Annotated in this window: 18 protein-coding genes; 9 read left to right on the top strand and 9 right to left on the bottom strand. The window is 71.0% G+C overall.

Annotated features, from left to right (window positions below; all coding sequences use genetic code 11):
* Positions 1 to 168: 168 nt before the first annotated feature.
* Complete coding sequence (locus Q9R13_RS10005) at positions 169 to 1,779, bottom strand: MFS transporter (protein WP_310964984.1); 1,611 nt, start codon at positions 1,777 to 1,779, stop codon at positions 169 to 171.
* Positions 1,776 to 2,945, bottom strand: a complete 1,170-nt coding sequence (locus Q9R13_RS10000) for a class I SAM-dependent methyltransferase (RefSeq protein WP_310964983.1) — start codon at positions 2,943 to 2,945, stop codon at positions 1,776 to 1,778. The genes Q9R13_RS10005 and Q9R13_RS10000 overlap by 4 nt, the downstream gene beginning before the upstream one ends.
* Positions 2,946 to 3,096: 151 nt before the next feature.
* On the opposite strand from Q9R13_RS10000, the gene groES reads away from it, so the two are divergent.
* Positions 3,097 to 3,390, top strand: a complete 294-nt coding sequence (gene groES / locus Q9R13_RS09995; RefSeq protein ID WP_310964982.1) for a co-chaperone GroES — start codon at positions 3,097 to 3,099, stop codon at positions 3,388 to 3,390.
* Between the two features lie 105 nt (positions 3,391 to 3,495).
* Complete coding sequence (groL, locus tag Q9R13_RS09990; RefSeq protein ID WP_310964981.1) at positions 3,496 to 5,112, top strand: chaperonin GroEL; 1,617 nt, start codon at positions 3,496 to 3,498, stop codon at positions 5,110 to 5,112.
* A 150-nt stretch (positions 5,113 to 5,262) separates the two neighbouring features.
* On the opposite strand, the gene Q9R13_RS09985 is transcribed toward groL, so the two are convergent.
* A complete protein-coding gene (locus tag Q9R13_RS09985) occupies positions 5,263 to 5,823 on the bottom strand; it encodes a protein-L-isoaspartate O-methyltransferase family protein (RefSeq protein ID WP_310964979.1) in 561 nt (186 codons plus the stop codon).
* A 93-nt stretch (positions 5,824 to 5,916) separates the two neighbouring features.
* Between Q9R13_RS09985 and guaB the strand changes: the two genes are divergently transcribed.
* Positions 5,917 to 7,458 carry an IMP dehydrogenase gene (guaB, locus tag Q9R13_RS09980; RefSeq protein WP_310964977.1) on the top strand — a complete coding sequence of 514 codons (1,542 nt, stop codon included), beginning with the start codon at positions 5,917 to 5,919 and terminating at the stop codon, positions 7,456 to 7,458.
* A complete protein-coding gene (locus tag Q9R13_RS09975; protein ID WP_310964976.1) occupies positions 7,455 to 7,955 on the top strand; it encodes a GNAT family N-acetyltransferase in 501 nt (166 codons plus the stop codon). The genes guaB and Q9R13_RS09975 overlap by 4 nt, the downstream gene beginning before the upstream one ends.
* Positions 7,956 to 7,978: 23 nt before the next feature.
* Here Q9R13_RS09975 and Q9R13_RS09970 read toward each other — a convergent pair whose 3' ends face one another.
* Positions 7,979 to 10,081, bottom strand: a complete 2,103-nt coding sequence (locus Q9R13_RS09970; protein WP_310964974.1) for a RecQ family ATP-dependent DNA helicase — start codon at positions 10,079 to 10,081, stop codon at positions 7,979 to 7,981.
* 119 nt (positions 10,082 to 10,200) lie between these two features.
* Here Q9R13_RS09970 and Q9R13_RS09965 point away from each other — a divergent pair, with 119 nt between their 5' ends.
* The 4 genes from Q9R13_RS09965 (at position 10,201) to mfd (ending at position 18,059) form a co-directional block, all read left to right on the top strand.
* The gene (locus Q9R13_RS09965; RefSeq protein ID WP_310964973.1) at positions 10,201 to 11,307 is read left to right on the top strand and encodes a GuaB3 family IMP dehydrogenase-related protein; all 1,107 of its coding nucleotides are present in this window, start codon (positions 10,201 to 10,203) and stop codon (positions 11,305 to 11,307) included.
* Between the two features lie 28 nt (positions 11,308 to 11,335).
* Entirely contained in the window at positions 11,336 to 13,117 is a 1,782-nt protein-coding gene (locus tag Q9R13_RS09960; RefSeq protein ID WP_310964972.1) for a glycerol-3-phosphate dehydrogenase/oxidase, read from the top strand.
* A gap of 104 nt (positions 13,118 to 13,221) precedes the next feature.
* Positions 13,222 to 14,310 carry an endonuclease/exonuclease/phosphatase family protein gene (locus tag Q9R13_RS09955; RefSeq protein ID WP_310964971.1) on the top strand — a complete coding sequence of 363 codons (1,089 nt, stop codon included), beginning with the start codon at positions 13,222 to 13,224 and terminating at the stop codon, positions 14,308 to 14,310.
* Positions 14,311 to 14,471: 161 nt separating this feature from the next.
* The gene (mfd, locus tag Q9R13_RS09950; protein ID WP_409340248.1) at positions 14,472 to 18,059 is read left to right on the top strand and encodes a transcription-repair coupling factor; all 3,588 of its coding nucleotides are present in this window, start codon (positions 14,472 to 14,474) and stop codon (positions 18,057 to 18,059) included.
* Between the two features lie 38 nt (positions 18,060 to 18,097).
* Here the strand turns inward: mfd and Q9R13_RS09945 are convergent, their stop codons facing one another.
* Genes Q9R13_RS09945 through Q9R13_RS09925 form a run of 5 tightly spaced genes read right to left on the bottom strand, consistent with a single transcriptional unit; the run spans position 18,098 to position 23,464 of the window.
* The gene (locus Q9R13_RS09945; RefSeq protein ID WP_310964969.1) at positions 18,098 to 19,207 is read right to left on the bottom strand and encodes an ABC transporter ATP-binding protein; all 1,110 of its coding nucleotides are present in this window, start codon (positions 19,205 to 19,207) and stop codon (positions 18,098 to 18,100) included.
* A 21-nt stretch (positions 19,208 to 19,228) separates the two neighbouring features.
* Positions 19,229 to 20,107, bottom strand: a complete 879-nt coding sequence (locus Q9R13_RS09940; protein WP_310964968.1) for a carbohydrate ABC transporter permease — start codon at positions 20,105 to 20,107, stop codon at positions 19,229 to 19,231.
* The gene (locus tag Q9R13_RS09935) at positions 20,107 to 21,063 is read right to left on the bottom strand and encodes a carbohydrate ABC transporter permease (RefSeq protein WP_310964967.1); all 957 of its coding nucleotides are present in this window, start codon (positions 21,061 to 21,063) and stop codon (positions 20,107 to 20,109) included. The genes Q9R13_RS09940 and Q9R13_RS09935 overlap by 1 nt, the downstream gene beginning before the upstream one ends.
* 2 nt (positions 21,064 to 21,065) lie before the next feature.
* Complete coding sequence (locus Q9R13_RS09930) at positions 21,066 to 22,430, bottom strand: ABC transporter substrate-binding protein (RefSeq protein WP_310964966.1); 1,365 nt, start codon at positions 22,428 to 22,430, stop codon at positions 21,066 to 21,068.
* Entirely contained in the window at positions 22,427 to 23,464 is a 1,038-nt protein-coding gene (locus Q9R13_RS09925; protein WP_310964965.1) for a sugar-binding transcriptional regulator, read from the bottom strand. The genes Q9R13_RS09930 and Q9R13_RS09925 overlap by 4 nt, the downstream gene beginning before the upstream one ends.
* 66 nt (positions 23,465 to 23,530) lie before the next feature.
* Here Q9R13_RS09925 and Q9R13_RS09920 point away from each other — a divergent pair, with 66 nt between their 5' ends.
* Positions 23,531 to 25,018 (top strand): mannitol dehydrogenase family protein, encoded by a 1,488-nt coding sequence (locus Q9R13_RS09920; protein ID WP_310964964.1) that lies wholly within the window; start codon positions 23,531 to 23,533, stop codon positions 25,016 to 25,018.

Here is a 25,018-nt window from a genome sequence, read left to right as displayed (position 1 = left end):
GGGCGTGCTCTTGTTGTCCCTGCTCGCGTTCTTCACCCCGGGCCCGGACCTGCCCGCGGGGCCGGACATCTCCGACAAGGCCGAGCACGCCGCGATCTTCGTGGTGCTCGCGCTGACCGGCCGGCTGGCCGGCCTCGGCGCCGGCCGCCTCGGCGCCGGCCTGGTCGGCTACGCGGTGGTCAGTGAGGTGCTGCAGGCGGTGCTGCCGATCCACCGCGACGGTGACTGGCACGACGTGGTCGCCGACGTGGTCGGCGTCGGGGTGGGGCTGGCCCTGGTTGCCCTGGTGGGCCGGTCGCTCACCGGGCGGCCGCGGTGATGCCGCTTCACCGCGCCTCGCGGCGCCGGGCCTGGACGAGGTCGGCCGTCCCCACGGCCACCGCAGCGACCACGAAGCCGAGGGCCGCCAGCACGGCCATCGCCACCGCGTGGCCGTAGGCCTGCGGGCCGGTGCCGGCGACCGATGCGAAGAAGACGGCGCCGATGACGCCCTGGCCGATCGCCAGGCCGATCCGCTGGGAGGTCTGCAGCACGCCGCCCGCCGTACTCCCGACGACGGGGTCCACGTGCATCAGCGTCAGCGTCTGGTTGGGGGTGATCAGGGCGCCGCTGCCGCAGCCCATCACGAACAGCGGACCGGCCATCTCCCAGGCGGCGAGGCTGTCCGGGCCACTGCGGGCCACTGCGGGCGACCAGCGCGAGAGCCACCGCCCCGAGACCGAAGGTCAGCGCAGCGCCGACCACGAGCGGTCGACCGACCCGGGTGACCACCCGACCGGCGAGCGGCGCCGCGACGGCGTTGCCGAGGGCGTAGGCGGTCACCCCGAGCGCGGAGTGGATCGCGCTGAACCCGAGCCCGTACTGGTAGTACAGCGCCATCACCAGGGGCAGCCCTGCCATGGCGGGGAAGTAGGCCAGCGCCAGCACCACGCCCGCGGTGTACGACGGCTGCCGGAACAACCGGAGGTCGACCAGCGGATCGGCCCGGTCGCGGGTCAGCCGACGCTCGCGGCGCCAGAACAGACCGAGCAGCACGACGGCGGGCACGCCCAGCCAGGCGAGCCGGGCGTCGTGCAAGGAGTCGTACTCGACCGCGGCGAAGAGCACGCAGAACGTGGCCGTACCGAGCACCAGCGAGCCGAGCACGTCGAGCCGGTGCTTGCCTCGCGCCGGGTCCTCGGGGAGCAGCCGCCGGCTCAGCGCGAGGATCGTCAGCCCGATCGGCACGTTGATGAAGAACACCAGGCGCCAGCCGAGATGTGGGCCACCGAGCTCGATCAGACCGCCGCCGACGATCGGCCCCAGCGCGGTGCCGACGCCCACCGTGGTGCCGAGCACGCCGAAGGCCCGACCGCGCTCGGAGCCGCGGAACAGCTGCTGGACCAGGCCGGACACCTGCGGGTTGATCAGCCCACCGAAGAGCCCCTGCAGTACCCGCGCGACGATCAGCAGGGTGCTCGTCGGTGTCAGCCCGGCGCATGCGCTGGTGAGCAGGAACCCGGCGACGCCCACCCGGAACATCCGGCGCCGGCCGTGGTCGTCGCCGAGCCGTCCGGCCAGCACCGGCACCAGGCCGAAGGCGAGGGTGTAGCCACTGATCACCCACTGCAGCTGGGACGGTCCGGCGCCGGTCGCTCGTCCGATCGACGGCAGCGCGACGTTGGTGACGCTGACGTCGAGGAGGGTCATGAACAGCGCCGAGCAGCACAGCAACAGCGCCACCCAGCGCCCCGGCATCGGTGCGAAGCCGACCTCGGAGCCGGAGGCGGGCTCGCTCACCTCGCCGCGCCGAAGGGCCGCACCAGCCAGCAGACGCCTCGGCCCTCGGCGCGGGTCAGCACGATCGTGGCCTCCTCGTCGCCGCTCAGGTCCAGCCGTCGGCGCAGCTCGTCGGGCACGACGGAGACCCCACGCTTCTTGATGGTCAGCCTGCCGATGTGGCGCTCCCGCAGCGCCGTACGCAGTTGCTTCTCGCGGTGGGGCAGCTCCTCAAGGACTTCGTAGGAGCGGGCCAGTGGCGTCACGAACGCGTGGTCCGCGGTCACGTAGGCGATCTTCGGGTCGATGAGGCCGCCGTTCACCCCGGCTGCGACAGCACCGACGAGCCCCGCTCGGATGACTGCCCCGTCGGGCTCGTAGAGGCAGCGTCCCACCGGCCGGACCTCGTTGGTGGTGGGGTCGGAGTCGGTCACGGTGACCAGGCCACCATCGCCGATCACCGTGGCCCGGCGGGCATCGGTGGCCAACCGGCCGGACCAGAGTGCGGCCTCCTTGACCTCGCCGTGGTCGCTGACCCACTCGGCCTCGACACCGGCGGGGACGAGCGCGTGGGGGATGCCGGGAGCGACCTTGACGCAGGCGTCCCGGGCGAACAGCTGCTCGACGAACGACCACGGCGGGGTCCACTCGTCGACGCGGAAGCTCCGGCCGCGGGCCGAGCGTCGCGCCGGATCGGCGTACGCGACCTCGAACGGTGCTGTGTCGACCAGGGTGGCATCGGCGACCTCGACCGCGCCGCCGAGCCCCAGCGCGGCGAGGTTCGCGCGGGCCACGGCAACTCTCACCGGGTCCAGGTCGACGCCTGCGACGGTCAGCCCGGCTCGGGCCAGCGCGACGAGATCGCCGCCGATCCCGCAGCCGAGGTCGACCGCGGTCGCCACCGAGGCGGCCTGCAGCCGTGCTGCCCGGTGCTCGGCGACACGCAGCCGGGTGGCCTGCTCGAGCCCGTCGGTGGTGAAGAACATCTGAGCGGCGAGTGGGCCGAACTTCGACGCGGCCCGGCGGCGCAGCTCCACCTGGGTGAGCGCGGCGGCGACCCGGTCGCCATCGTGCTCTCGGCGCAGGGTCGCCCCCACCGTCAGGGCGTCGCCCTCGGCCCGCCCGGCTGCGTCGAGCAGCGCCCGTCCCTCGTCGGTGAGCAGCCACTCGAAGGTCGCGACGTCCACCGGGTCATCTTGTCAGTGGGGGCGGAACCCGGGGTGCTCTGGCACTCGTTTGCGTTGAGTGCTAGTTTTCTCATTGGCACTCTCCCCGTGAGTTTGCCAGCGAACTTCGCAAATCCCAACGACATCACTGGAAAGTGGAGGTTGATCAAGCGTGTCGGTCAACATCAAGCCCCTCGAGGACCGGATCGTGGTCAAGCCGCTCGACGCGGAGCAGACCACCGCGTCCGGCCTGGTGATCCCGGACACGGCCAAGGAGAAGCCCCAGGAGGGCGAGGTCCTGGCGATCGGCCCCGGCCGCATCGACGACAACGGCAACCGTGTCCCGCTCGACGTCAATGTCGGCGACAAGGTCATCTACAGCAAGTACGGCGGCACCGAGGTCAAGTACGCCGGTGACGAGTTCCTGATCCTCTCGGCCCGCGACGTCCTCGCTGTCGTTTCCTGATCCACCCCGAATCGCCCGGGACGTCCTGCGACCTGGTCTCCCTGACGACCGCGCCGCAGGACGTTTCCCGGGCGATCGCCGTTTTCCCCGAAGGAGTTTGAAGCAATGCCGAAGATCCTGGAGTTCGACGAGAGCGCCCGCCGCGCGCTCGAGCGGGGCGTCGACGCCCTGGCCAACGCGGTCAAGGTGACGCTCGGCCCCAAGGGCCGCTACGTCGTGCTGGACAAGAAGTGGGGCGCCCCGACCATCACCAACGACGGCGTGACCGTCGCGCGCGAGATCGAGCTGGACGACCCGTTCGAGAACCTCGGTGCCCAGCTCACCAAGGAGGTCGCCACCAAGACGAACGACGTCGCCGGTGACGGCACCACCACCGCGACCGTGCTCGCCCAGGCCATGGTGCACGAGGGCCTGCGGGCCGTCGCTGCCGGCGTCAACCCGATGGGCCTCAAGCGCGGCATGGATGCGGCTTGCGCCGCCGTCGTCGCCGCCTTGGGTGACGCGTCGCGCGACGTGGACTCCGTCGAGGACATGGCCGCGGTGGCCACCGTCTCCAGCCGTGACGAGACCATCGGCTCACTGCTCGCGCAGGCCTTCGACAAGGTCGGCAAGGACGGTGTGATCACCGTCGAGGAGTCCAACACGATGGGCACCGAGCTCGACTTCACCGAGGGGATGCAGTTCGACAAGGGCTACCTGTCGCCGTACTTCGTCACCGACCCCGAGTCGATGGAGGCGGTGCTCGACGACCCCTACATCCTGCTGCACCAGGGCAAGATCTCCGCGGTGGCCGACCTGCTGCCGTTGCTGGAGAAGGTCATCCAGTCGGGCAAGCCGCTGTTCATCCTCGCCGAGGACGTCGAGGGCGAGGCGCTCTCGACGCTGGTGGTCAACAAGATCCGCGGCACCTTCAACGCCGTCGCGGTGAAGTCGCCGGCCTTCGGTGACCGCCGCAAGGCGATGATGCAGGACATCGCGATCCTGACCGGTGGCCAGGTCGTCGCGCCCGAGGTGGGCCTCAAGCTCGACCAGGTCGGTCTCGACGTGCTCGGCACCGCCCGCCGCGTCGTGGTCACCAAGGACAACACCACGATCATCGAGGGTGGCGGCGACACCGCCGAGGTCGCCGGCCGGGTCAACCAGATCAAGGCCGAGGTGGAGAAGTCCGACTCCGACTGGGACCGCGAGAAGCTGCAGGAGCGGCTGGCCAAGCTGGCCGGCGGAGTCTGCGTGGTCAAGGTCGGCGCCGCCACCGAGGTGGAGCTGAAGGAGAAGAAGCACCGCATCGAGGACGCCGTCTCCGCGACCCGCGCCGCCATCGAGGAGGGCATCGTCCCCGGCGGTGGCTCCGCGCTGATCCACGCCGTCTCGGTCCTCTCCGACGACCTAGGCCTCACCGGAGACGAGTCGATCGGTGTGCGGGTGGTCCGCAAGGCAGCCGACGAGCCGCTGCGCTGGATCGCCGAGAACGGTGGTGACAACGGCTACGTGATCACCGCCAAGGTGCGCGAGGCCGGGCCCGGCACGGGCTACAACGCCGCCACCGGCGAGTACGGCGACCTGGTCGCCCAGGGCGTCCTCGACCCGGTCAAGGTCACCAAGGCCGCGCTGACCAACGCCGTCTCGATCGCCGGCATGCTGCTCACCACGGAGACCCTGGTGGTCGACAAGCCCGAGGACGAGGAGCCCGACGCCGGCCACGGCCACGGCCACGGTCACTGACGCTCCTGGACTTTTCCCAGGTTAGGAACCCAAGGTCCCTGTTCACACATGAGAGTTGGTGTGTGAACAGGGACCTTCCTGTGTCCAGCCGTGACCGATGGGTTCTGAACCTGGGAAAAGTCCGGCGACCCGGCGGTTCGGGCTCCAGGGTCAGCCCACCAGGGGCACGAATCGATAGCCGCCGTGCTGGCTGAGCTCGTCGCGCCCGTCGTGGCGGCGTACCAGCGTCATGGTCGAGCGCACCGGAAGCACCATCCGGCCGGGTTCCGCCAGCTGGTCGAGGAGTACGCCGGGAACCGCGGGGGCATCGGCGGAGACCAGGATCCGGTCGTACGGCGCCTCCGCGGGCAGCCCGAGCACACCCTCAGCGGCCTCGACCACCGTGGCGTGGGGGTACCCGGCAGCGCGGACGTTCGACGCACCCCACTGCGCCAGCGCGGGCACTCGCTCCACGCCGACGACCCTTCCGCCGGGACCGGTCAGCTCCGCGAGGAGCGCCGTGGTCCAGCCCGAGCCGGCACCCACGTCGAGCACCCGCATGCCGATCCCGACCTCCAGCAGCCGGAGCATCGCCGCGACCGTGCGTGGCTGGGAGTTGGTCTGCCCGTGACCGATCAGGACCGGGCCGTCGAAGTCGGCTCGGTCGCGGTCTGCGGGCGGCAGGAACCCCGAGCGCGGGACGGCGGCGAACGCCGTGTCCACGGCATCCATGGCTCCAGTCAAGCACGCAGGGCGCTCGGTGCGGAGACGACGCGGGCACGATCCCGTCCGCGGCCTCGACCCGGCGGCTGATTAGACTGGAGCATGACCTCCGGCGCGCCCCTTGACCCCGACGTCCACGCCCCCGAAGTCCCCGCGAAGTTCGCCTCGCTCGGCCTGACCTACGACGACGTGCTGCTGCTTCCTGGCGAGTCCGATCTGGCGCCGAGCGACATCGACACCACCACCCGGCTCACTCGGGAGATCGAGATCAGGGTGCCGTTGATCAGCGCCGCGATGGACACGGTGACCGAGTCGCGGATGGCGATAGCGATGGCCCGCCAGGGCGGCCTGGGCGTGCTGCACCGCAACCTGTCGATCGAGGACCAGGCCTACCAGGTCGACCTGGTCAAGCGGACCCAGACCGGACTGATCCCGAACCCGGTCACGATCGGGCCCGACGCCACCCTCGAGGAGCTCGATCACCTGGCGGGGGAGTACCGGATCTCCGGCTTCCCGGTGGTCGACCCGGACAACCGGCTGATCGGGATCATCACCAACCGCGACCTGCGATTCACCCCGGTCGCGGAGTGGGCCACCACCAAGGTCGACGAGGTGATGACGCCGATGCCGCTGATCACCGCACCCGTGGGCATCTCGCACGAGGACGCGACCGTGCTGCTGCGCCAGCACAAGCGTGAACGCCTGCCGATCATCGACGGCGATGGCCGCCTCGCTGGGCTCATCACCGTCAAGGACTTCGTGAAGTCCGAGCAGTTCCCGCTGGCCAGCAAGGACGAGAACGGCCGCCTGATGGTGGGCGCCGCGATCGGCTACTTCGGTGACGCCTGGCAGCGGGCCACCACCCTGATCGACGCCGGCGTCGACGTCCTGGTCGCAGACACCGCTCACGGCCACGTCCGGATGCTGCTCGACATGGTGCAGCGCCTCAAGACCGACCCGGCGACCCGGCACGTCCAGGTGATCGGCGGCAACGTGGCGACCCGCGCCGGCGCCCAGGCCTTCATCGACGTGGGGGCCGACGCGATCAAGGTCGGCGTCGGGCCCGGTTCGATCTGCACCACCCGGGTGGTCACGGGGGTGGGTGCACCGCAGGTGACCGCGGTCTACGAGGCATCGCTGGCGGCCAGGCCGGCCGGGGTGCCGGTGATCGCCGACGGCGGGCTGAAGTACTCCGGCGAGATCGCCAAGGCGATCGTCGCCGGGGCCGATTCGGTGATGATCGGCTCGCTGCTGGCCGGCTGCGAGGAGAGCCCCGGCGAGCTGGTCTTCGTCAACGGCAAGCAGTACAAGTCCTACCGCGGGATGGGCTCGCTCGGCGCGATGTCGAGCCGCGGCAAGAAGTCGTACTCCAAGGACCGCTACTTCCAGGCGGAGGTCACCAGCGACGACAAGATCGTCCCGGAGGGCATCGAGGGCCAGGTCGCCTACCGCGGGCCCCTCGCCGCGGTCGCACACCAGCTCATCGGCGGGCTCAACCAGTCGATGTTCTATGTCGGGGCACGCACCGTGCCCGAGTTGCAGGACAAGGGCCGCTTCGTGCGGATCACCTCGGCCTCACTGGCCGAGTCGCACCCGCACGACGTGCAGATGACGGTCGAGGCGCCGAACTACTCGGCCAGATGACGCCGGCGCCGGTGCGGGTGCGGGTCTACTGCGAGCACGACTGGCCGGCCGTGGGCGCGTTGCTGCGTGCCGTCCTGACCGAGGGCGAGACCTACACCGGTGACCCGGCGATGCCGGACGCCGCGCTGCGGGCGTACTGGCTCTCCGATCGGCACACGGTGGTCGCCGAGGCGGACGACGTCTTCCTCGGCACCGCGCACATGGGTCCGAACCGGCCGTTCAACGGCGCCCACGTCGGCACCGCGTCGTTCCTGGTCACCTCCTCGGCCCGCGGTCGCGGGGTCGGCCGCACCCTCGGTGAGTACGCCGTGGACTGGCACCGCACGGAGGGCTTCCGCGCCATCCAGTTCAACGCGGTCGTGGAGACGAACGCCGCCGCCGTACGCCTGTGGCGGTCGCTCGGTTTCACGATCGTCGGCACGGTGCCCGGCGCGTTCCGTCGGCCCACGGGCGAGTACGTCGGCCTGCACGTGATGCATCTCGACCTGACCGACTGAAGGCAGTCAGCGGCTCTGCGACCTCACGCCTGCCGGTGCACCAGCAGCGGCAGCACCGCGGTGGCGCCGGCCTCGCGGAGCTTGGCCGCCGCGACGGTGACCGGCCACTGGCTCCAACTCCGGTCGACCACCAGCAGCACCACCCGGTCGGCGACGTCGGCCGGATCGGCCACGGACAGCGCCGTCCGCCAGTACGCCGCCTCGCGATCGCTGGGGACGTCGCGATCGGGCGGGGAGCCGCCGGCGATGGCGAGCCTGCCCCGGTCGAGGTGGCCGACCTCGGCGAGGTGACCGGCCACCCGGTCGGCGAGCGCGTCGCCGCCGGCGGTGAGGGCGACCGTCACCTCCGGCCGGGCCGACCACTCCCCGCGCCACCGGCGGAGCACGCCGACGCAGGCGGACGTGATCTCCTCGATCGCCGCCTCCTCACCCCGACGGGCGGCGGCCAGGGTGTCGGCCCACTCGGGCGCGTCGGCATGGACCAACACGCGTCCGGACTCGGCCAGCAGGTTCGCTGGGATGCGCCCGCGGGTGCCGAACTCGCCTCCGGGCCACATCTTGCGTGGCTCCAGCAGATGCGCGCTGGTGCGCAGGCCGGTGGCGACCGTGCGGGCGGTCTCCGCGCGGGGCTCCGGTTCGAGGGGGTCGGGCAGCCCACTGCGGCACACCGAGCAGCGTCCGCACGGGGCAGCCGTCTGGTCGTCCAGCGACTCCTGGAGCAACTGCATCAGGCAGCCCTCGCCGCGGACGTACGCGCGCATGATGTCGGCCTCGCGGCGACGCACCGCGAGCACCCCGTCGTAGTGCTCGGCGTCGTGCTCCCAGGTGGCCCCCGTGGCCGACCAACCGTCGGCGGTGCGCTCGGTCACGCCGGTGACCGCGAGCTGTTTGAGGTAGAGCTCGACCTTGGTGCGACGCAGCCCGGTCTCGGCCTCCAGGGCGGGCACCGTCATCGGCTCGGTCGCCGCCGCCAGGATGGTGAGGAGGGACCGGACCTCGGCCTCGACCGGGATGGTGGCGGTCGCAAAGTAGTCCCACACCCCCTCGTCGGCGTCCGAGGGCAGCAGCACCACCGAGGCGTGCTCGATCGCGCGGCCCGCGCGGCCGACCTGCTGGTAGTAGGAGACCGGCGACGGCGGCGACCCGACGTGGACGACGAAGCCGAGGTCGGGCTTGTCGTATCCCATCCCGAGGGCGGAGGTGGCGATCAGCGCCTTCACCTCGTTGGCGCGCAGCGCATCCTCGAGGCGGTGTCGTGTGTCGGCGTCGAGCTGTCCGGTGTAGGCCGCGACCGGTACGGCGTCACCGTGCACCAGCCGGACCGCCTCCGCCAGCCGCTGGGCATCGGCCACGGTCAGCACGTAGACGATGCCCGAGCCGGGCAGCCGCGGCAGATGGTCGACCACCCAGGCGTAGCGCTGGATCGGGGTGAGTCGGTCCACCACGGCCAGCTCCAGCGATGCCCGCGCCAACGGGCCACGCAGCACCAGCGTCGCCTCCCCGAGCTGGGCGGCGACGTCGGCGGTGACCCGCTCGTTGGCGGTCGCCGTCGTCGCCAGCACCGGCGTCTCGGGGTTGAGCCGTTGCAGCACGTCGGAGACGCGGCGGTAGTCGGGCCTGAAGTCGTGGCCCCAGTCGGAGACGGCATGCGCCTCGTCGACGACCAGCAGCCCGAGCCGGCCGGCGAGCGCGTCCAGCACCCGGGCGCCGAAGCCGGGGTTCGCCAACCGCTCCGGCGAGACCAGGACGACGTCGAGCTCGTCGGCGGCCAGCCGGCCCTCGATCTGGGACCACTCGCCGATGTTCGCACTGTTGATCGTGGCGGCCCGCAGGCCGGCACGGGCGGCGGCAGCGACCTGGTCGCGCATCAGGGAGAGCAGCGGGCTCACCACCAGGGCCGGCCCGCGGCCGACCGCCCGGTGCAGCGCGGTGGCGCACCAGTAGACCGCCGACTTGCCCCAACCGGTGCGCTGCACCACGAGGACCCGGGAGCCCGGCGCGACCAGCGCCTCGACGGCACGCTGTTGGTCCTCGCGCAGCCGGGCGCCCGGCCCGGCCAGGGCCTCGATCACCCGGGTGACGACGGCCTGGTCGAGGAGCGTGGGAGCGGCGGGACTGGTCGGCATGCACCCACCGTACGGAGCACCACCCCCGGATCCGGATAGCCTTGGACGGTGAGCACGCCACCACGCCCTTCGGCTCCGCCGCTCCGCTCCACTGACGATCAACATCCTGGGGACACCGCATGAGCGAGATCGAGATCGGCCGCGCCAAGCGCGGTCGCCGGGCCTACGCCTTCGACGACATCGCGATCGTGCCGAGCCGGCGCACCCGCGACCCCGAGGAGGTCAACGTCTCCTGGCAGATCGATGCCTACCGGTTCGAGCTGCCCATCCTCGCGGCACCGATGGACTCGGTGGTCTCCCCGGCCACCGCCATCGCGCTCGGGCAGTACGGCGGCCTCGGGGTGCTCAACCTCGAGGGGCTGTGGACCCGGTACGACGACCCCACGGACCTGCTCGACGAGGTGGCCGGGCTGGAGGGTGTGGCGGCGGTGTCGCGGCTGCAGGAGATCTACAGCGAGCCGATCAAGCCCGAGCTGATCACCCAGTGCGTCCGCCAGGTGCGCGACGCGGGCGTGACCGTGGCCGCCGCGCTGAGTCCCCAGCGCACCAAGGAGTTCGCGAAGACGGTCGTCGACGCCGGCGTCGACATGTTCGTGATCCGGGGCACGACCGTCAGCGCGGAGCACGTCTCCGGCCAGGCCGAGCCGCTGAACCTCAAGGAGTTCATCTACGAGCTCGACGTGCCGGTGATCGTCGGCGGCTGCGCGACGTACCAGGCGGCGCTGCACCTGATGCGCACCGGAGCCGCGGGCGTACTGGTCGGCTTCGGCGGCGGCGCCGCGCACACCACCCGGTCGGTGCTGGGCGTGGCAGTGCCGATGGCGAGCGCGGTCGCCGACGTGGCTGCGGCCCGCCGGGACTACCTCGACGAGTCCGGTGGCCGCTACGTGCACGTGATCGCCGACGGGTCGATCGGCCGCAGCGGGGACATCGCCAAGGCGATCGCCTGCGGTGCCGACGCGGTGATGGTCGGCTCGCCGCTGGCCCGGGCGACCGAGGCGCCGGGCAAGGGCTTCCACTGGGGAGCCGAGGCGCACCATGCGCAGCTGCCCCGTGGCCAGCGCGTGGAGTTCGGCACGATCGGCTCGCTGGAGGAGATCCTCTTCGGCCCGTCGCGAGTCGCGGACGGGACGATGAACCTCGTCGGCGCGCTGCGTCGCGCCATGGCCACCACCGGCTACACCGAGCTCAAGGAGTTCCAGCGGATCGAGGTCGTCGTCCAGTAGCGCTCGGCCGCCCCCCTATGTTGGGGGCATGGTCCGCACCATCCAGCTCGGCCCCGGCGCCCGCGCAGCCGCGATCGCGGCAATGAGCGCGACCACGCCGGCCGAACCGCTGGACGTCCTCGTCGTGGGTGGCGGAGTCGTCGGCACCGGTACCGCCCTGGACGCCGTCAGCCGCGGCCTGTCGACGGCCCTGGTCGAGCAGCGCGACCTGGCCAGCGGCACCAGCAGCCGGAGCAGCAAGCTGGTGCACGGCGGTCTGCGCTACCTGGAGATGCTCGACTTCGCTCTCGTCAAGGAGGCGCTCGAGGAGCGCGGGTTGCTGCAGACCCGGCTCGCCCCGCACCTGGTCCGTCCGGTGCCGTTCCTCTACCCCCTGAAGGCGGCCTGGGAGCGGCCGTACGTCGGTGCGGGGCTGCTGCTCTACGACGCGATGGCGCAGCTCGGAGCTCGCGCCGGCCACCACGAGACGGGCGTTCCCAAGCACAGCCACGTCTTCCGCAAGCAGCTCGCCCGGTTGGCGCCCGACCTGCGCACCGACGAGCTGCACGGGGCGATCCGCTACTACGACTGTCAGGTCGACGACGCCCGGCTGGTCTCCACGATCGCCCGCACCGCTGCGTCGTACGGCGGCCACGTCGCGACCCGCGCCAAGGTGACCGGGTTCCTGCGCGACCCTTCGAGCGGCTCGGGGTCCGGGGGGCGGGTCGTCGGCGTCACGGTGCGCGACCTCGAGGACGACGTCGACTTCGAGGTCCGAGCCCGGGTGGTGATCAACGCGGCCGGGGTGTGGACCGACGCGATCCAGGAGCTGGTCGGTGGAGCCGGTGCGCTCGATGTCGAGGCGAGCAAGGGGATCCATCTGGTCGTGCCGCGGGCCAGGATCCGCTCGGAGTGCGGCTTCATCACCCGCACCGAGAAGTCGGTGCTGTTCGTCATCCCGTGGGGCGCGCACTGGATCATCGGCACCACCGACACCCCGTGGCAGTTCGACCTCGCGCACCCGGCGGCCTCCCGGGCGGACATCGACTACCTGCTCGGTCACGTCAACAAGATCCTGCGAGACCCGCTGGACCACGGTGACGTCCAAGGTGTGTACGCCGGGCTGCGACCGCTGCTGCGCGGCACGGTGCCGCACGACGAGGACCGTGGCGACGTCGCCGCCGCGACCACCAGGATCTCCCGAGAGCACACCGTGGTCAGTCCGACACCGGGCCTGGTCCTGATCGCCGGCGGCAAGCTGACGACATACCGGGTGATGGCCGCCGACGCCGTCGACATGGCCGTGCGCGAGCGCGACGACGTCGGCCCGTCGATCACCGAGCGAGTGCTGCTCGCGGGCGCCAGCCGGTTCGAGACCCGCACCAACCAACGCGTGTCCCTTGCCCGCGGATCGGGGTTGGACGTCGGCCGCATCGACCACCTGCTCGGCCGGTACGGCGGCCTGGTCGACGAGGTCCTTGACCTGGTCGCCGAGCGACCCACGCTGGGACGGCCGATCGACGGGGCCCAGGGCTACCTGGCGGCCGAGGTCGTCTACGCGGTCACCCACGAGGGGGCCCGCCACCTCGACGACGTGCTGGCCCGCCGCACCCGGATCTCCATCGAGACCTTCGACCGCGGCATCGAGGCCGCCCTACCCGTCGCCACGCTGATGGGCGGCGAGCTGGGCTGGGACGAGGCGCGGATCGCCGAGGAGGTCGACCACTACCTCCGACGGGTCGAGGCCGAGCGGCAGAGCCAGGAGCAGCTCACGGACCGGGAGGCCGACGAGGCCCGGGTCAGCGCGCCAGAAGGGCCCTGGAACACCTGACCGGCCGCGGCGCCGTCCGAGCGACGATCAGGAGGGAGCCGGTGCGCGGCGAGCAGCCCCCGGACAGCGGCCCGCGGCGCTCGCGATCCGGATAGGCTTGGATGATGCGGCAGTTGCGTTACGGCACGTGGATGAAGGTGACCGTCGCCGCCGTACTCTCCGCCGCCGTCATCGTGGTCGGGTGGGAGCAACGGGACGCACTGTTCGTCCCCCAGGACTCGCAGCCAGGAGCGCAGGGGACGCCGAGCCCGTCGGCGACGCCCTCCGGACGCACGTCGAGCCCGTCGAGCATGCGCGCTGGCCGCGCCGGCAACCGGGCCGACGCCACGCTCCGCAAGGCCCAGAGGAGGCACAGTCGGGCCGCCCGGGCGCTGGCGGCGAAGGTGATGGCGCACAGCCGGCTGCTCGGCAGCTCCACCCAGTTCACCATGGTGTCCTTCAACGCTCTGGGTGCGTCGCACACCGGCGGCCACGGCGACCGGGCCCGGATGGCGCCGGGCGCGGTCCGGGCCCACTGGGTCGGCCAGATCCTGCAGGCGCACCACGCCGATGTGGTCTCGCTGCAGGAGTGGCAGGCACCGCAGTCGGCGGCGTTCAGCCGTGCCTTCGGAGGCACGTTCAGTCTCTGGCCGGGCACGTCACGGCGAGGCTGGGACGGCCAGAACTCGGTGGCCTGGCGACGCAGCCGCTTCGAGCTGGTGAAGGCCGAGACGAGGTCCTACCCCTACTTCCACGGTCACCGTCGGCCCTACCCGCAGGTGCTGCTGCGGGACCGCGCCAACGGCGTGGAGTTCTGGGTGACCAGCTATCACAACCCGGCGTTCCCGCAGAACGTCGGCTGGCGGCATCGCGCGGTGGCTGAGGAGGTCGCCAACGCCAACGCGTTGCTGCGCCAGCCTGGACACGCGCCGCTGATCATCGCCGGGGACATGAACGACCACGCCGGCTTCTGGTGCCCGTTCGCCACCGGCAGCGCGATGCACGCGGCGAACGGCGGCTCCGGCGCCGGCGGGTGCCGGATGCCCGCGGTCCAGCCGCGGCCCTACGGCTTCGACTGGATCCTCGGCTCCCCGGGGGTTCAGTTCAGCGGCTACACCTGGGACGCCGGTCCGCTGGTACGACGCACCACCGACCACCCCGTGGTGATCGCCCACGCGAAGGTCTGGCGCACCGACAGGGTGCCCACCCGCTGACCGCGGCCGACTAGACTCGGCCATCGCGGGCCGTCCCGGTTCCGCCACACCCCCTCGTCGACCCGACAGGGGGCCGTCGTGTTGCCTGTGTCCAGGAGCCCCCGTTGCGCCTCTCCGGCCTCTCCGCCGCCGTCCTCGCCGAGCCCGTCCTCGCCGAGGCCATGGCCGACGCCCGCAGCAACCTGCGTCCCACCCTCGGGCTGACCGGGCCGGTGGCGCTGCGCCCGCACCTCGTCGCTGGGCTGGTGGAGGCCGGCCGGACCGTGCTCGCTGTCGCCGCGACGGTGCGCGAGGCCGAGGACCTCGTCGACCAGCTGGGCGATCTCGTCGACCCTGAGACCGTCGCGCTCTACCCCGCCTGGGAGACGCTGCCGCACGAACGGCTGAGCCCGCGCAGCGACACTGTCGGCCGCCGGCTGGCCGTGCTGCGGCGACTGCGGCACCCTTCCCTCGGACCGGCGCAAGGCCCTTCGGCAGGCTCAGGGGCTGGGGCAGGCTCAGGGACCGGGGCAGGCTCAGGGACCGGGGCAGGCTCAGGGACCGGTTCAGGCTCAGGGACCGGTTCAGGCTCAGGGACCGGGGCCGGGGCCGGGACCGGGCCGCTGCGGGTGGTCGTGGCCCCGGTGCGCAGCGTGCTGCAGCCCCAGGTCAAGGGACTCGCCGACCTGGAGCCGGTCGAGCTGACCGTCGGCCAGACGATCGAGATCGACGACGTGGTCCGCCGGCTCGCCGATGCCGCGTACTCCCGGGTGGACCTGGTGGAGAAGCGCGGCGAGTTCGCCGTACGAGGCGGCATCGTCGACGTCTTCCCACCGACCGAGGAGCACCCGCGCCGGGTGGAGTTCTTCGGCGACGAGGTCGACGAGATCCGCACCTTCGCGGTGGCCGACCAGCGCACCGTGGAGTCGGTCGACCGGGTATGGGCGCCACCGTGCCGCGAGCTGCTGCTCACCGACGAGGTGCGCAGGCGCGCGGCCGAGCTCGGCCGCGCCCACCCCGAGCTGCGCGAGATCACCGAAAAGCTCGCCGAGGGCATCGCCGCAGAGGGGATGGAGTCCCTGGCGCCGGTGCTCGTCGACGAGATGGAGATGCTCGTCGACCTCCTCCCGGAGTCCACTCACGTGCTGGTCCTCGACCCCGAGCGGGTCCGCACCCGAGCCCATGACCTCGTCGCCACCAGTGAGGAGTTCCTGGCCGCCAGCTGGGCAGCGGCCTCCTCCGGAGGCAGCTCGCCGATCGACCTCGGGGCCGCCTCGTTGCGGCAGCTGGACGACGTCGAGGCGCACACTCTGTCCCAGGGCAAGGCCTGGTGGGGGATGGGGCCGTTCGGTCTGGACGACGCCGAGGCCGAGGACGCAGTCCCCGACGAGGATCGGCCGCGCGCGGACCATCCGGTGCAGGCCATCACGCCGTACCGCGGCGAGGTCGAGCACGCGATCGCCGACATCCGCGCCGCACTGCCGGACCGATCGGTCGTCGTCGTCCACCAGGGCCACGGGCCCGCCCACCGGATCGTCGAGGTGCTCGGCGAGCATGACATTCCCGCGCGCTACGTCGAGGAGATCACCGACCCGCCGACGACCGGCGAGGGCGTCGTGCTGGTCGCGCAGGGCTGCCTGGAGTCCGGGCTCTCCACGGACCGGCTGCTGTTGCTCACCGGCGAGGACATCTCCGGACAGGCCGCCTCGACCCGCGACATGCGCAAGATGCCGGCGCGGCGCAAGAAGCAGATCGATCCGCTCGAGCTCAAGCCCGGCGACTTTGTCGTCCACGAGCAGCACGGTGTCGGCCGCTTCGTGGAGATGCGGCAGCGTGAGGTGCAGGGGGCGGTGCGCGAGTACCTCGTGCTCGAGTACGGCGGCAAGAGGGGGATGCCCAATGACACCCTGTTCGTGCCCACCGACGCGCTGGACCAGGTCACCCGGTACGTCGGCGGCGAACAGCCCAACCTGGACCGGCTGGGCGGCGCCGACTGGGCCAAGCGCAAGGGGAGGGCGCGCAAGGCGGTCCGGCAGATCGCCGCAGAGCTGATCAAGCTGTACGCCGCCCGGCAGGCGACCAAGGGCTATGCGTTCGGCCCGGACACACCCTGGCAGCGCGAGCTCGAGGACGCGTTCCCCTTCCACGAGACGCCCGACCAGCTGACCACCGTCGAAGAGGTCAAGGCCGACATGCGCCGCACGGTGCCGATGGATCGGCTGGTCTGCGGCGACGTCGGCTACGGCAAGACCGAGATCGCGGTGCGGGCGGCGTTCAAGGCGATTCAGGACGGCAAGCAGGTCGCGGTGCTGGTGCCGACGACCCTGCTGGTCACCCAGCACTCCGCCACGTTCGCCGAGCGGATGAGCGGCTTCCCGGTCGTGCTGAAGGCGTTGAGCCGCTTCCAGACGGACAAGGAGGCCGCGGACGTCGTCGCCGGGCTGGCCGACGGCTCGGTCGACATCGTGATCGGCACCCATCGGCTGCTCAACGCAGACATCCGGTTCAAGGACCTCGGTCTGATCATCGTCGACGAGGAGCAGCGCTTCGGGGTCGAGCACAAGGAGCTGATGAAGCGGCTGCGCACCAGCGTGGACGTGCTGGCGATGTCCGCGACCCCGATCCCGAGGACGCTCGAGATGGCGATCACCGGCATCCGCGAGATGTCCACGATCACCACGCCTCCCGAGGAGCGGCACCCGGTGCTGACCTACGTGGGTGCCTACGACGACAAGCAGATCGTCGCCGCCGTACGGCGTGAGCTGCTCCGCGACGGTCAGGTGTTCTACATCCACAACCGGGTCAACTCGATCGAGAAGGCCGCCGCCAGGATCAAGGAGCTGGTCCCGGAGGCGCGGGTGGCCACCGCGCACGGCCAGATGGGGGAGCACCAGCTCGAGCAGGTGATGCTGGACTTCTGGGAGAAGCGCTTCGACGTGCTCGTGTGCACCACGATCGTGGAGTCCGGCCTGGACGTCTCCAACGCCAACACGATGATCATCGAGCGGGCCGACACCCTGGGCCTGTCCCAGCTGCACCAGCTGCGCGGACGCGTGGGCCGGTCCCGCGAGCGCGCGTACGCCTACTTCCTCTATCCGGCAGAGAAGCCGCTGACCGAGACCGCCCACGAACGGCTGGCCACCCTGGCCCAGCACTCCGACCTCGGCGGCGGGATGGCCATCGCGATGAAGGATCTGGAGATCCGCGGCGCCGGCAACCTGCTCGGCGGGGAGCAGTCCGGCCACATCGCCGACGTCGGGTTCGACCTCTACGTGCGGCTCGTCGGTGAGGCGGTGAGCGAGTTCCGCAACGAGGGCGCGCCCGAGGAGCTGCAGGAGGTGCGGATCGAGATCCCGGTCGACGCGCACCTGCCGCACGGCTACGTGCCCAGCGACCGGCTGCGCCTGGAGATGTACAAGCGGCTGGCCGAGGTGCGCACCGACGAGGACGTCCAGGAGCTTCGCGAGGAACTCACCGACCGGTACGGCGCGCCGCCGGAGCCCGTCGAGCGGCTGCTCCGGGTCGCTGCGCTGCGGATCCGGATGCGTGCGGTCGGGGTGGCCGAGCTGAGTGCCCCGGGGAGCTACCTGCGACTCGCCCCGGTGACCCTCCCGGACTCGCGCGCGGTCCGGCTCAAGCGCCTCTACCCGAAGGCGATGCTCAAGCCGGCGACCAGCACCCTGCTCGTGCCCCGTCCTGGCCGGGACGCGGACCTGCTGGCGTTCGCCGGTGACGTCGTACGCCAGATCCTCGAGCCCGACGGCGCCTGAGGCGCCTCAAGCCGAGGGCGTCGCGATCGCAGGGACAGTCAGCTGCCGAGGCGCTCGCCGGTGGAGGGATGGAAGAGATGCAGGTCCTCGCCACGCAACCGCAGCCGTGCGCTCGCGCCGACCTTCACCGGCGCCCGGCGGGCGGACTTCGCGGTGACGGTGAGCGACTCGCCGTCCAGGCCGCGCACGGCGGTGTCGTCAAGGGTGCCGTAGACGAAGCTCTCACTGCCGAGGTCCTCGAGCAGGGCGACGGTGACGGCGATCCCGTCGCCGTCACCGGCGACCTCCAGCGCTTCCGGCCGGATGCCGATGGTGATCTCCTTGGTGCCGTCCCGGCCGAGCTCGTCGAGCACGGCGCGGGGAATCGGAACGGTGGTCCCTCCGACGGCGGCACCGGAGGAGGTCAGGGGCGCGGTGAAGAGGTTCATCGATGGCGACCCGATGAAGCCGGCGACGAACGCGTTCACCGGACGGTCGTAGAGCTCGGCCGGGGTGCTGAACTGCTGGAGCACGCCCAGCCTCAGCACGGCAACGCGGTCGCCCATCGTCATCGCCTCGACCTGGTCGTGGGTGACGTAGACGGTGGTGGTCTCGAGCCTGCGCTGCAGGGCCGCGATCTGGGTGCGGGTCTGCACCCGTAGCTTCGCGTCGAGGTTGGACAACGGCTCGTCCATGCAGAAGACCTGCGGCTCCCGCACGATCGCGCGCCCCATGGCGACCCGCTGGCGCTGGCCGCCGGAGAGCTTGCCCGGCTTGCGGTCGAGGTAGGACTCGAGGTCGAGAAGCTTGGCGACGTCGTTGACCTTGCGCCTGCGCTCCTCGACCGGAACGCCGCGCATCTTCAGCGCGAATCCCATGTTCTCCGCGACGGTCTTGTTGGGGTACAGCGCGTAGTTCTGGAACACCATCGCGATGTCGCGGTCCTTCGACGGCACCCCGACCATGTTGCGGGCCCCGATGCGGATGGCGCCGCGGTCGATCGGCTCGAGCCCGGCGAGCATCCGCAGGGCGGTCGACTTGCCCGAGCCGGAGGGACCGACCAGGACGACGAACTCGCCGTCGTCGATGTCGAGGCTCAGGTCGTCGACTGCGGGCCGGTCCGTGCCCGCGTAGATGCACGAGGCCTGGTCGTAGGTGATGGAAGACATGGGAGCTCCTGGGTGGGTCGGTTACTTGATGGCGCCGAAGCTGAGGCCGCGGACGAGCTTGTTCTGGGCGATCCAGCCGCACACGACGACCGGCAGGGCGGCAAGTACCGAGGCGGCGGACAGCTTGGCCCAGAACAGGCCCTCGCCCGACTCGAAGCCGACCAGCGCGACGGGAATCGTCTGCGCCTGGACCGCGGTCATGTTGACCGCCAGGAAGAACTCGTTCCAGGCGAAGATCACGCAGATCAGCGAGGTCGCGGCGATGCCCGGAGAGACCAGCGGCAAGATGACCTCGCGCACGGACCGGAAGGTGCTGGCGCCGTCGAGGCTGGCCGCCTCGAGCAGCTCGCCGGGGACCTCAAGGAAGAACGACCGCATCATCCAGACCGCGATCGGCAGGTTCATCGCCGTGTAGAGGATGACCAGTGTCCAGACGTTGTCGAGCATGCCGAGCTTCCCGACGATCACATACAGCGGGATGATCGCGGCGACGACGGGCAGCATCTTCGTGCTGATGAAGAAGAACAGCGCGTCCTTGGTCTTGCGGACCGGGCGGAGCGAGAGCGCGAACGCTGCGGGTACGCCGAGGGCGAGCACGATCACCGTGGAGACCACGGTCGCGAACAGCGAGTTGAGCAGCGCCGTGCCGATGCCGCTCTCGAGCACCGACCGGAACTCGTCGAGGGTCGGGCTGAAGAAGAACTTCGGGGTGGGGGTTGCGGCGTCGCGCTCCTGCTTGAAGGCGGTCAGGACCATCCAGAGCACCGGGAAGAAGAACCCGATGCCGAGGATCCAGGTCAGGGCGCTCAGTCCGACGCCCTTGCCGTCGACGCGCTTGCGAGCGACGTCCGGCTCCGGGGCCGGGGCGGTGACAGGTGCGGCGGGGTTGGCCGTGGCCATCAGGCTGCCTCCTCGTTTCCGGTGAAGCTCTTGAAGATCAGCCGCAGCGCCAGCGAGGAGACGATGATCGTGGCGACCACCGTGACCACGCCCATGGCGGCCGCCTGGCCGATGTCGAAGCCGAGGAAGGCGCGCTGGTAGATGTAGAAGGGCAGGTTGGAGCTGGCCACTCCGGGCCCGCCGCTGGTCATCATGTAGACGGCGTCGAAGGTGTTCACCAGGTAGATCGCCCCCAGCACCGATCCGAGCTCGATGAAGCGGCGCAGGTGCGGCAGGGTGAGCTCCTGGAAGAGCCGCCAGCTGGTCGCACCGTCGACCCGCGCTGCCTCGAGGATGTCGCGGGGCATGGACTGCAGCCCGGCGAGGATCAGCAGCATCATGAACGGCGTCCACTGCCAGACCATCTCCGCCATCACCGCGGCCAGCGGGTGCGCGCTGAGCGGATCGACGCCGTGGATGCCGATCCCGCCCAGGATCCAGTTGAGGAACCCGTTGGTGGGGCTCAGCATGCTCGTCTTCCACAGCAGCGCCGACGCAACCGGGGTCACCAGGAACGGCGTGATCAGCAAGGTGCGGACCACCGCACGGCCCCGGAAGGCGCGGTCGAGCAGCAGCGCGAAGATCAGCCCGATGACCACCGAGATGATCACCGTGCCGACGATCATCACCACCGTGTTGATCGCGACCTGGCGGAACTGGCTGTCCTCGAAGACCGCTGCGTAGTTGCTCAACCCGATGAAGCTGCGGGAGCCCGGGCGGACCAGGTTCCAGGACTGGGTCGAGTAGAACAGCGTGAACACGAACGGCACCTGGGTCACGATGATCATGAAGATGAGCGCGGGCATCAGCGGGCCGCGTCGGCGCCACGCCTCGGCCCGGCTGATCCGGTCGCGGCCGGAGTGCGAGGGTGCGATGCCGGTCGACGTGACGTCGGGCTGTGCGATCGCGGTGGCCATCGTCAGTTCCCCTTCTTGTACGCGTCACCCACGGTCTGGGCGTACTGCTGGGACTGTTGCAAGGCGCTGTGCACGGACTCGCGGCCCGCGATCGCCGCGCTGATCTGCTGGCTCACGCGGGTGCCGAGGTCCTGGAACTCAGGGATCGCGAGGAACTGGACCCCGGTGTAGGGGACCGACTGCACGGTCGGCTTGAGCTGGTTGGCGGCATTCATCGCGGTCAGCGTCGGAGTGGCGTACGCCTTCGCGGCCTTCTTGTACGACGGCAGCCGGTACGTCGAGAGCCGGCTCCCGGGCGGGACGTGCGAGGGCCCATAGCCCTTCGCCTGCGCGATGTTGCGGATGTAGGCCTTGCTGGTCATCCATGAGATGAACTTCCACGCGTCGGCACGATCCTTGCTGGCCGTCGGGATGGCGAGGGACCAGGTGTAGAGCCAGCCGTCGTCACCCTTGACCGCCGTCGGGGCGGGCACGTAGCCGACCTTGCCGGCCACGTTGCTGGTGGCCGGATCCTCGAGCACCGAGACCGCGGAGGTGGCGTCGTACCACATCGCGGTCTGGCCCTGCGACATCAGGTTGGCGCACTCCTGGAACCCGGTCGACGCCGCGCCGGGCTCGCCGTGCCGGCGGACCAGGTTGACGTAGAAGCTGACCGCCCTCTCGACCGGCTTCGAGGTGAGCTGCGCGTTCCAGTGCTGGTCGTACCAGCGTCCGCCGAAGGCATTGATCACGGTGTCGAGCGGAGCCAGCACCTCGCCCCACCCGGGATCCCCGCGCAGGCAGATGCCGTAGGTGTTGCCCTTGTCCAGCTTCGCGGCCAGCTGTGCCACCTGCGGCCAGGTCGGGTGGGCCGGCATGGTCAGCCCGGCCCGGGCGAACATCTGCTTGTTGTACATCAGGAATGACGACTCACCGTAGAACGGCGCGGAGTACATGTCTCCCTGGTACGACAGTGCTCGGCGCAGGGTCGGCAGGAAGTCCTGCGGGTCGTAGCCCGCTGTCCGCTCCATGTAGGGCTGCAGGTCGACGATCCAGCCGTTCTTCGCCCACATCGCGGTCTCGTAGTTGCTGATCATCACGACGTCGAACTCGCCGCCACCGGTCGCCACGGACGCGGTGATCTTCGCGCGCGCCTCGTTCTCCGCGAGGCTGACGAACTTCAGGTGCACGCCCGGGTCGACCTTCGAGAACTCGTGGGACAGGCTGATCGCATCCTGCATCTGGGAGTTGGACACGATCGCGATGGTCAGCGTGCGCCCGCTGCTGCCGAGCGATCCCGCACCGGCCGCACAACCCGAGGCAGCCAGCGCGAGTGCCAGCGCCCCGAGCAGCCCGGTCGCGCGCGTCCTCATCGTCGACAAGCTCATGCTCGTTCCTCCTCCTCGGGGAGCTGGGGCTGCTCGAGCAGCCACTGGGCGCAGCCGGCATCGGTGACGAGGACATTGGCGAGCCCGCCACGGACGGCGCCCAGCACCGCGGCGTACTTGGCGGTTCCACCGCTGGCGAGCACCGTCGTCGGGCAGTGGCGGATGCGGTCGAGATCGACGCCGACGGTGCGGGCCGCGAGGGGGGAGTCGACGTCGCGCCCGTGCGCGTCGTAGAAGCGGCCGGCAACCTCACCCACCGCGCCGAGTCCGGCGAGGTCCTCGAGGTCGGCCTCGCTGATGTAGGCGCCGCGGAACAGGGTGGTGTCGGTGTCGACCGGCCCGCAGCCGAAGACCATCACGTCCGCGGAGTCACCGATCTGCATCGCCTGGGAGAGCAGCGAGTCGGCACGCAGGGCGACCACGGTGGCAGCGTCGGCGTACAACGGCGCCGGGAGGCGCACCTGCTCCGCGCCGAGCTTGTCGACCAGTTGGCCGAACACATGGTCGACGCCGGTGCGGTAGTGCACGCGGCTCATCGAGCCGTCGAGCTGGACGACCCGCCGGCAGCTCGCGCTGCGGCCGGTCACGGCGTCAGCGACGGCGATCGTCTCGGGACCCCAGGTGAACCCCAGGACGTCGTCGGGCCGGAGCCTGCGGGTGAGCGCTTCGGCGGCGGCCCTGCCGAGCGATGCCAGGGCGGAGGCCGGGGCGTTGGTCGCCGAGTCCCCGAGGTCGTCGTCCACGAGCACGACCTCGTCGAGGCCGAATCGCCGCTCGACCTCCTCCTCGACGTCGGTGCGCAGCGAGGTCGCGAGGTGGGCGGGCACGTCGAACACGACGCGCACCAGTCCACGGGTGCGGGCGCGGGCGATCAGGCGACCGGCGGTGGCTCGACTCACCCCGAGGCGGCGGGCGATCTCGGCCTGGGTGGCGCCTTCGAGGTGGTACATCGAGGCCGCGCGGAGCATCAGGCGCAGGTCCTGGCCGCCCTCGGCCGGCTGCTCGGCGCCGATCCGCACCGTTCCTCGGCTCATCTGTCACGCCTCCTGTGAGCATTTGCTCAACTGGTGCTCGTTCGCTCAACACGCTAACATCGCGATGTGACGCACGCAACAGTCTCGTTGGGCCTGGATTCGCTCTCCTCGATCGGCACAGTCCCGACACCGGCGTACCGCAGCCGTCGACCTGGCTGCGGGATCGTGCACGTCGGCGTCGGTGGCTTCCACCGCGCGCACCAGGCGATGTACGTCGACCGCCTGCTCGAGGAGGCCGACGGATCGGCGGTCGACTGGGGGATCTGCGGGGTCGGGCTGATGCCCGACGACGCCAGGATGCGCGACGCGCTGGCGCCGCAGGACGGGCTCTACACCCTCACCCAGCGCCATCCGGACGGGCACGAGGAGACCAGGGTCATCGGGTCCCTGGTCGACTACCTCTTCGCCCCCGCCGACCCCGAGGCCGTGCTCGACCGGCTGGCATCGCCCGACACCCGGATCGTCTCGCTGACCATCACCGAGGGCGGCTACAACTTCGCCCCGGCCACGGGGAGGTTCGACGAGCGCGACCCCGGCGTCCGCGCCGACCTGGAACCCGGCGCCGTCCCGAGGACGGTGTTCGGCTACGTCGTCGAAGCGCTCCGTCGCCGTCGTGAGGCCGGCCTGGGATCGTTCACGGTGATGTCGTGCGACAACATCGCCGGAAACGGCGAGGTGGCCCGCGAGATGTTCACCTCTTTCGCGTGCCTCAAGGATCCCGACCTCGCCGACTGGATGTCCGAGCACACCGCGTTCCCCAGCTCGATGGTCGACCGGATCACGCCGGCGACATCTCCGGAGCTCGTCGACGACGTCGAGCGACGCACCGGCCTCGTGGACCGGTCGCCGGTGGTGACCGAGCCGTTCACGCAGTGGGTCCTGGAGGACCACTTCGTCGCCGGTCGGCCCCGGCTCGAGCGGGTGGGTGTCCAGATCGTCGACGACGTGGCGCCTTACGAGCGGATGAAGCTGCGGCTGCTCAACGGCAGCCACCAGGCGCTCGCCTACTTCGGCCACCTGCTCGGCCACCGCTTCGTCCACGACGCGACGGAGGACCCTCTGCTGCACGAGCTGGTCAGGGTCTACATGGACGAGGAGGCCGAGCCCACCCTCGGTCCGGTCCCCGGCATCGACCTCGCCGACTACAAGCGCACCCTCTTCGAGCGGTTCGGCAACCACCACATCGCCGATACCGTGCCACGCCTCGCCGCCGAGGCCTCCGACCGGATCCCCAAATGGGTGGTCCCGGTGGTCCGCGACCAGCTCCTCGCCGGGGGACCGGTGCGCGCGAGCGCGGCGGTGGTGGCCGCCTGGACGCGGTACGCCGAGGGCGTCGACGAGCACGGCCGCTCCTTCGAGGTGGTGGACCGGCTGGCCGACCGACTGGTGCCCCTGGCCAGACGAAGCCGCCAGGAGCCGCTCGCCTTCCTGCAGGACGAAGAGCTCTTCGGTGACCTCGCCCGGCAACCGGGGTTCACCGAGCCCTACCTGCACACCCTCGGGCTGCTGCGCACCGTGGGCGCCCGGGCGACGCTCGCGGCGCTGGTCGGCTGA

Source organism: Nocardioides marmorisolisilvae, from assembly GCF_031656915.1.
Taxonomy (GTDB): Bacteria; Actinomycetota; Actinomycetes; order Propionibacteriales; family Nocardioidaceae; genus Marmoricola; species Marmoricola terrisoli.
Note: the sequence above shows the minus strand (reverse complement) of the source record. Positions and strands in the feature narration are given on the sequence as shown.

What these genes read in the sequence shown, in the direction of transcription:
- groL (WP_310964981.1), top strand. Translation starts at nt 3,496, where the DNA reads ATGCCGAAGATCCTGGAGTTCGACGAGAGCGCCCGCCGCGCGCTCGAG.
- Q9R13_RS09985 (WP_310964979.1), bottom strand. Translation starts at nt 5,823, where the DNA reads ATGGATGCCGTGGACACGGCGTTCGCCGCCGTCCCGCGCTCGGGGTTC.
- guaB (WP_310964977.1), top strand. Translation starts at nt 5,917, where the DNA reads ATGACCTCCGGCGCGCCCCTTGACCCCGACGTCCACGCCCCCGAAGTC.
- Q9R13_RS09975 (WP_310964976.1), top strand. Translation starts at nt 7,455, where the DNA reads ATGACGCCGGCGCCGGTGCGGGTGCGGGTCTACTGCGAGCACGACTGG.
- Q9R13_RS09970 (WP_310964974.1), bottom strand. Translation starts at nt 10,081, where the DNA reads ATGCCGACCAGTCCCGCCGCTCCCACGCTCCTCGACCAGGCCGTCGTC.
- Q9R13_RS09965 (WP_310964973.1), top strand. Translation starts at nt 10,201, where the DNA reads ATGAGCGAGATCGAGATCGGCCGCGCCAAGCGCGGTCGCCGGGCCTAC.
- Q9R13_RS09960 (WP_310964972.1), top strand. Translation starts at nt 11,336, where the DNA reads ATGGTCCGCACCATCCAGCTCGGCCCCGGCGCCCGCGCAGCCGCGATC.
- Q9R13_RS09955 (WP_310964971.1), top strand. Translation starts at nt 13,222, where the DNA reads ATGCGGCAGTTGCGTTACGGCACGTGGATGAAGGTGACCGTCGCCGCC.
- mfd (WP_409340248.1), top strand. Translation starts at nt 14,472, where the DNA reads ATGGCCGACGCCCGCAGCAACCTGCGTCCCACCCTCGGGCTGACCGGG.
- Q9R13_RS09945 (WP_310964969.1), bottom strand. Translation starts at nt 19,207, where the DNA reads ATGTCTTCCATCACCTACGACCAGGCCTCGTGCATCTACGCGGGCACG.
- Q9R13_RS09940 (WP_310964968.1), bottom strand. Translation starts at nt 20,107, where the DNA reads ATGGCCACGGCCAACCCCGCCGCACCTGTCACCGCCCCGGCCCCGGAG.
- Q9R13_RS09935 (WP_310964967.1), bottom strand. Translation starts at nt 21,063, where the DNA reads ATGGCCACCGCGATCGCACAGCCCGACGTCACGTCGACCGGCATCGCA.
- Q9R13_RS09930 (WP_310964966.1), bottom strand. Translation starts at nt 22,430, where the DNA reads ATGAGCTTGTCGACGATGAGGACGCGCGCGACCGGGCTGCTCGGGGCG.
- Q9R13_RS09925 (WP_310964965.1), bottom strand. Translation starts at nt 23,464, where the DNA reads ATGAGCCGAGGAACGGTGCGGATCGGCGCCGAGCAGCCGGCCGAGGGC.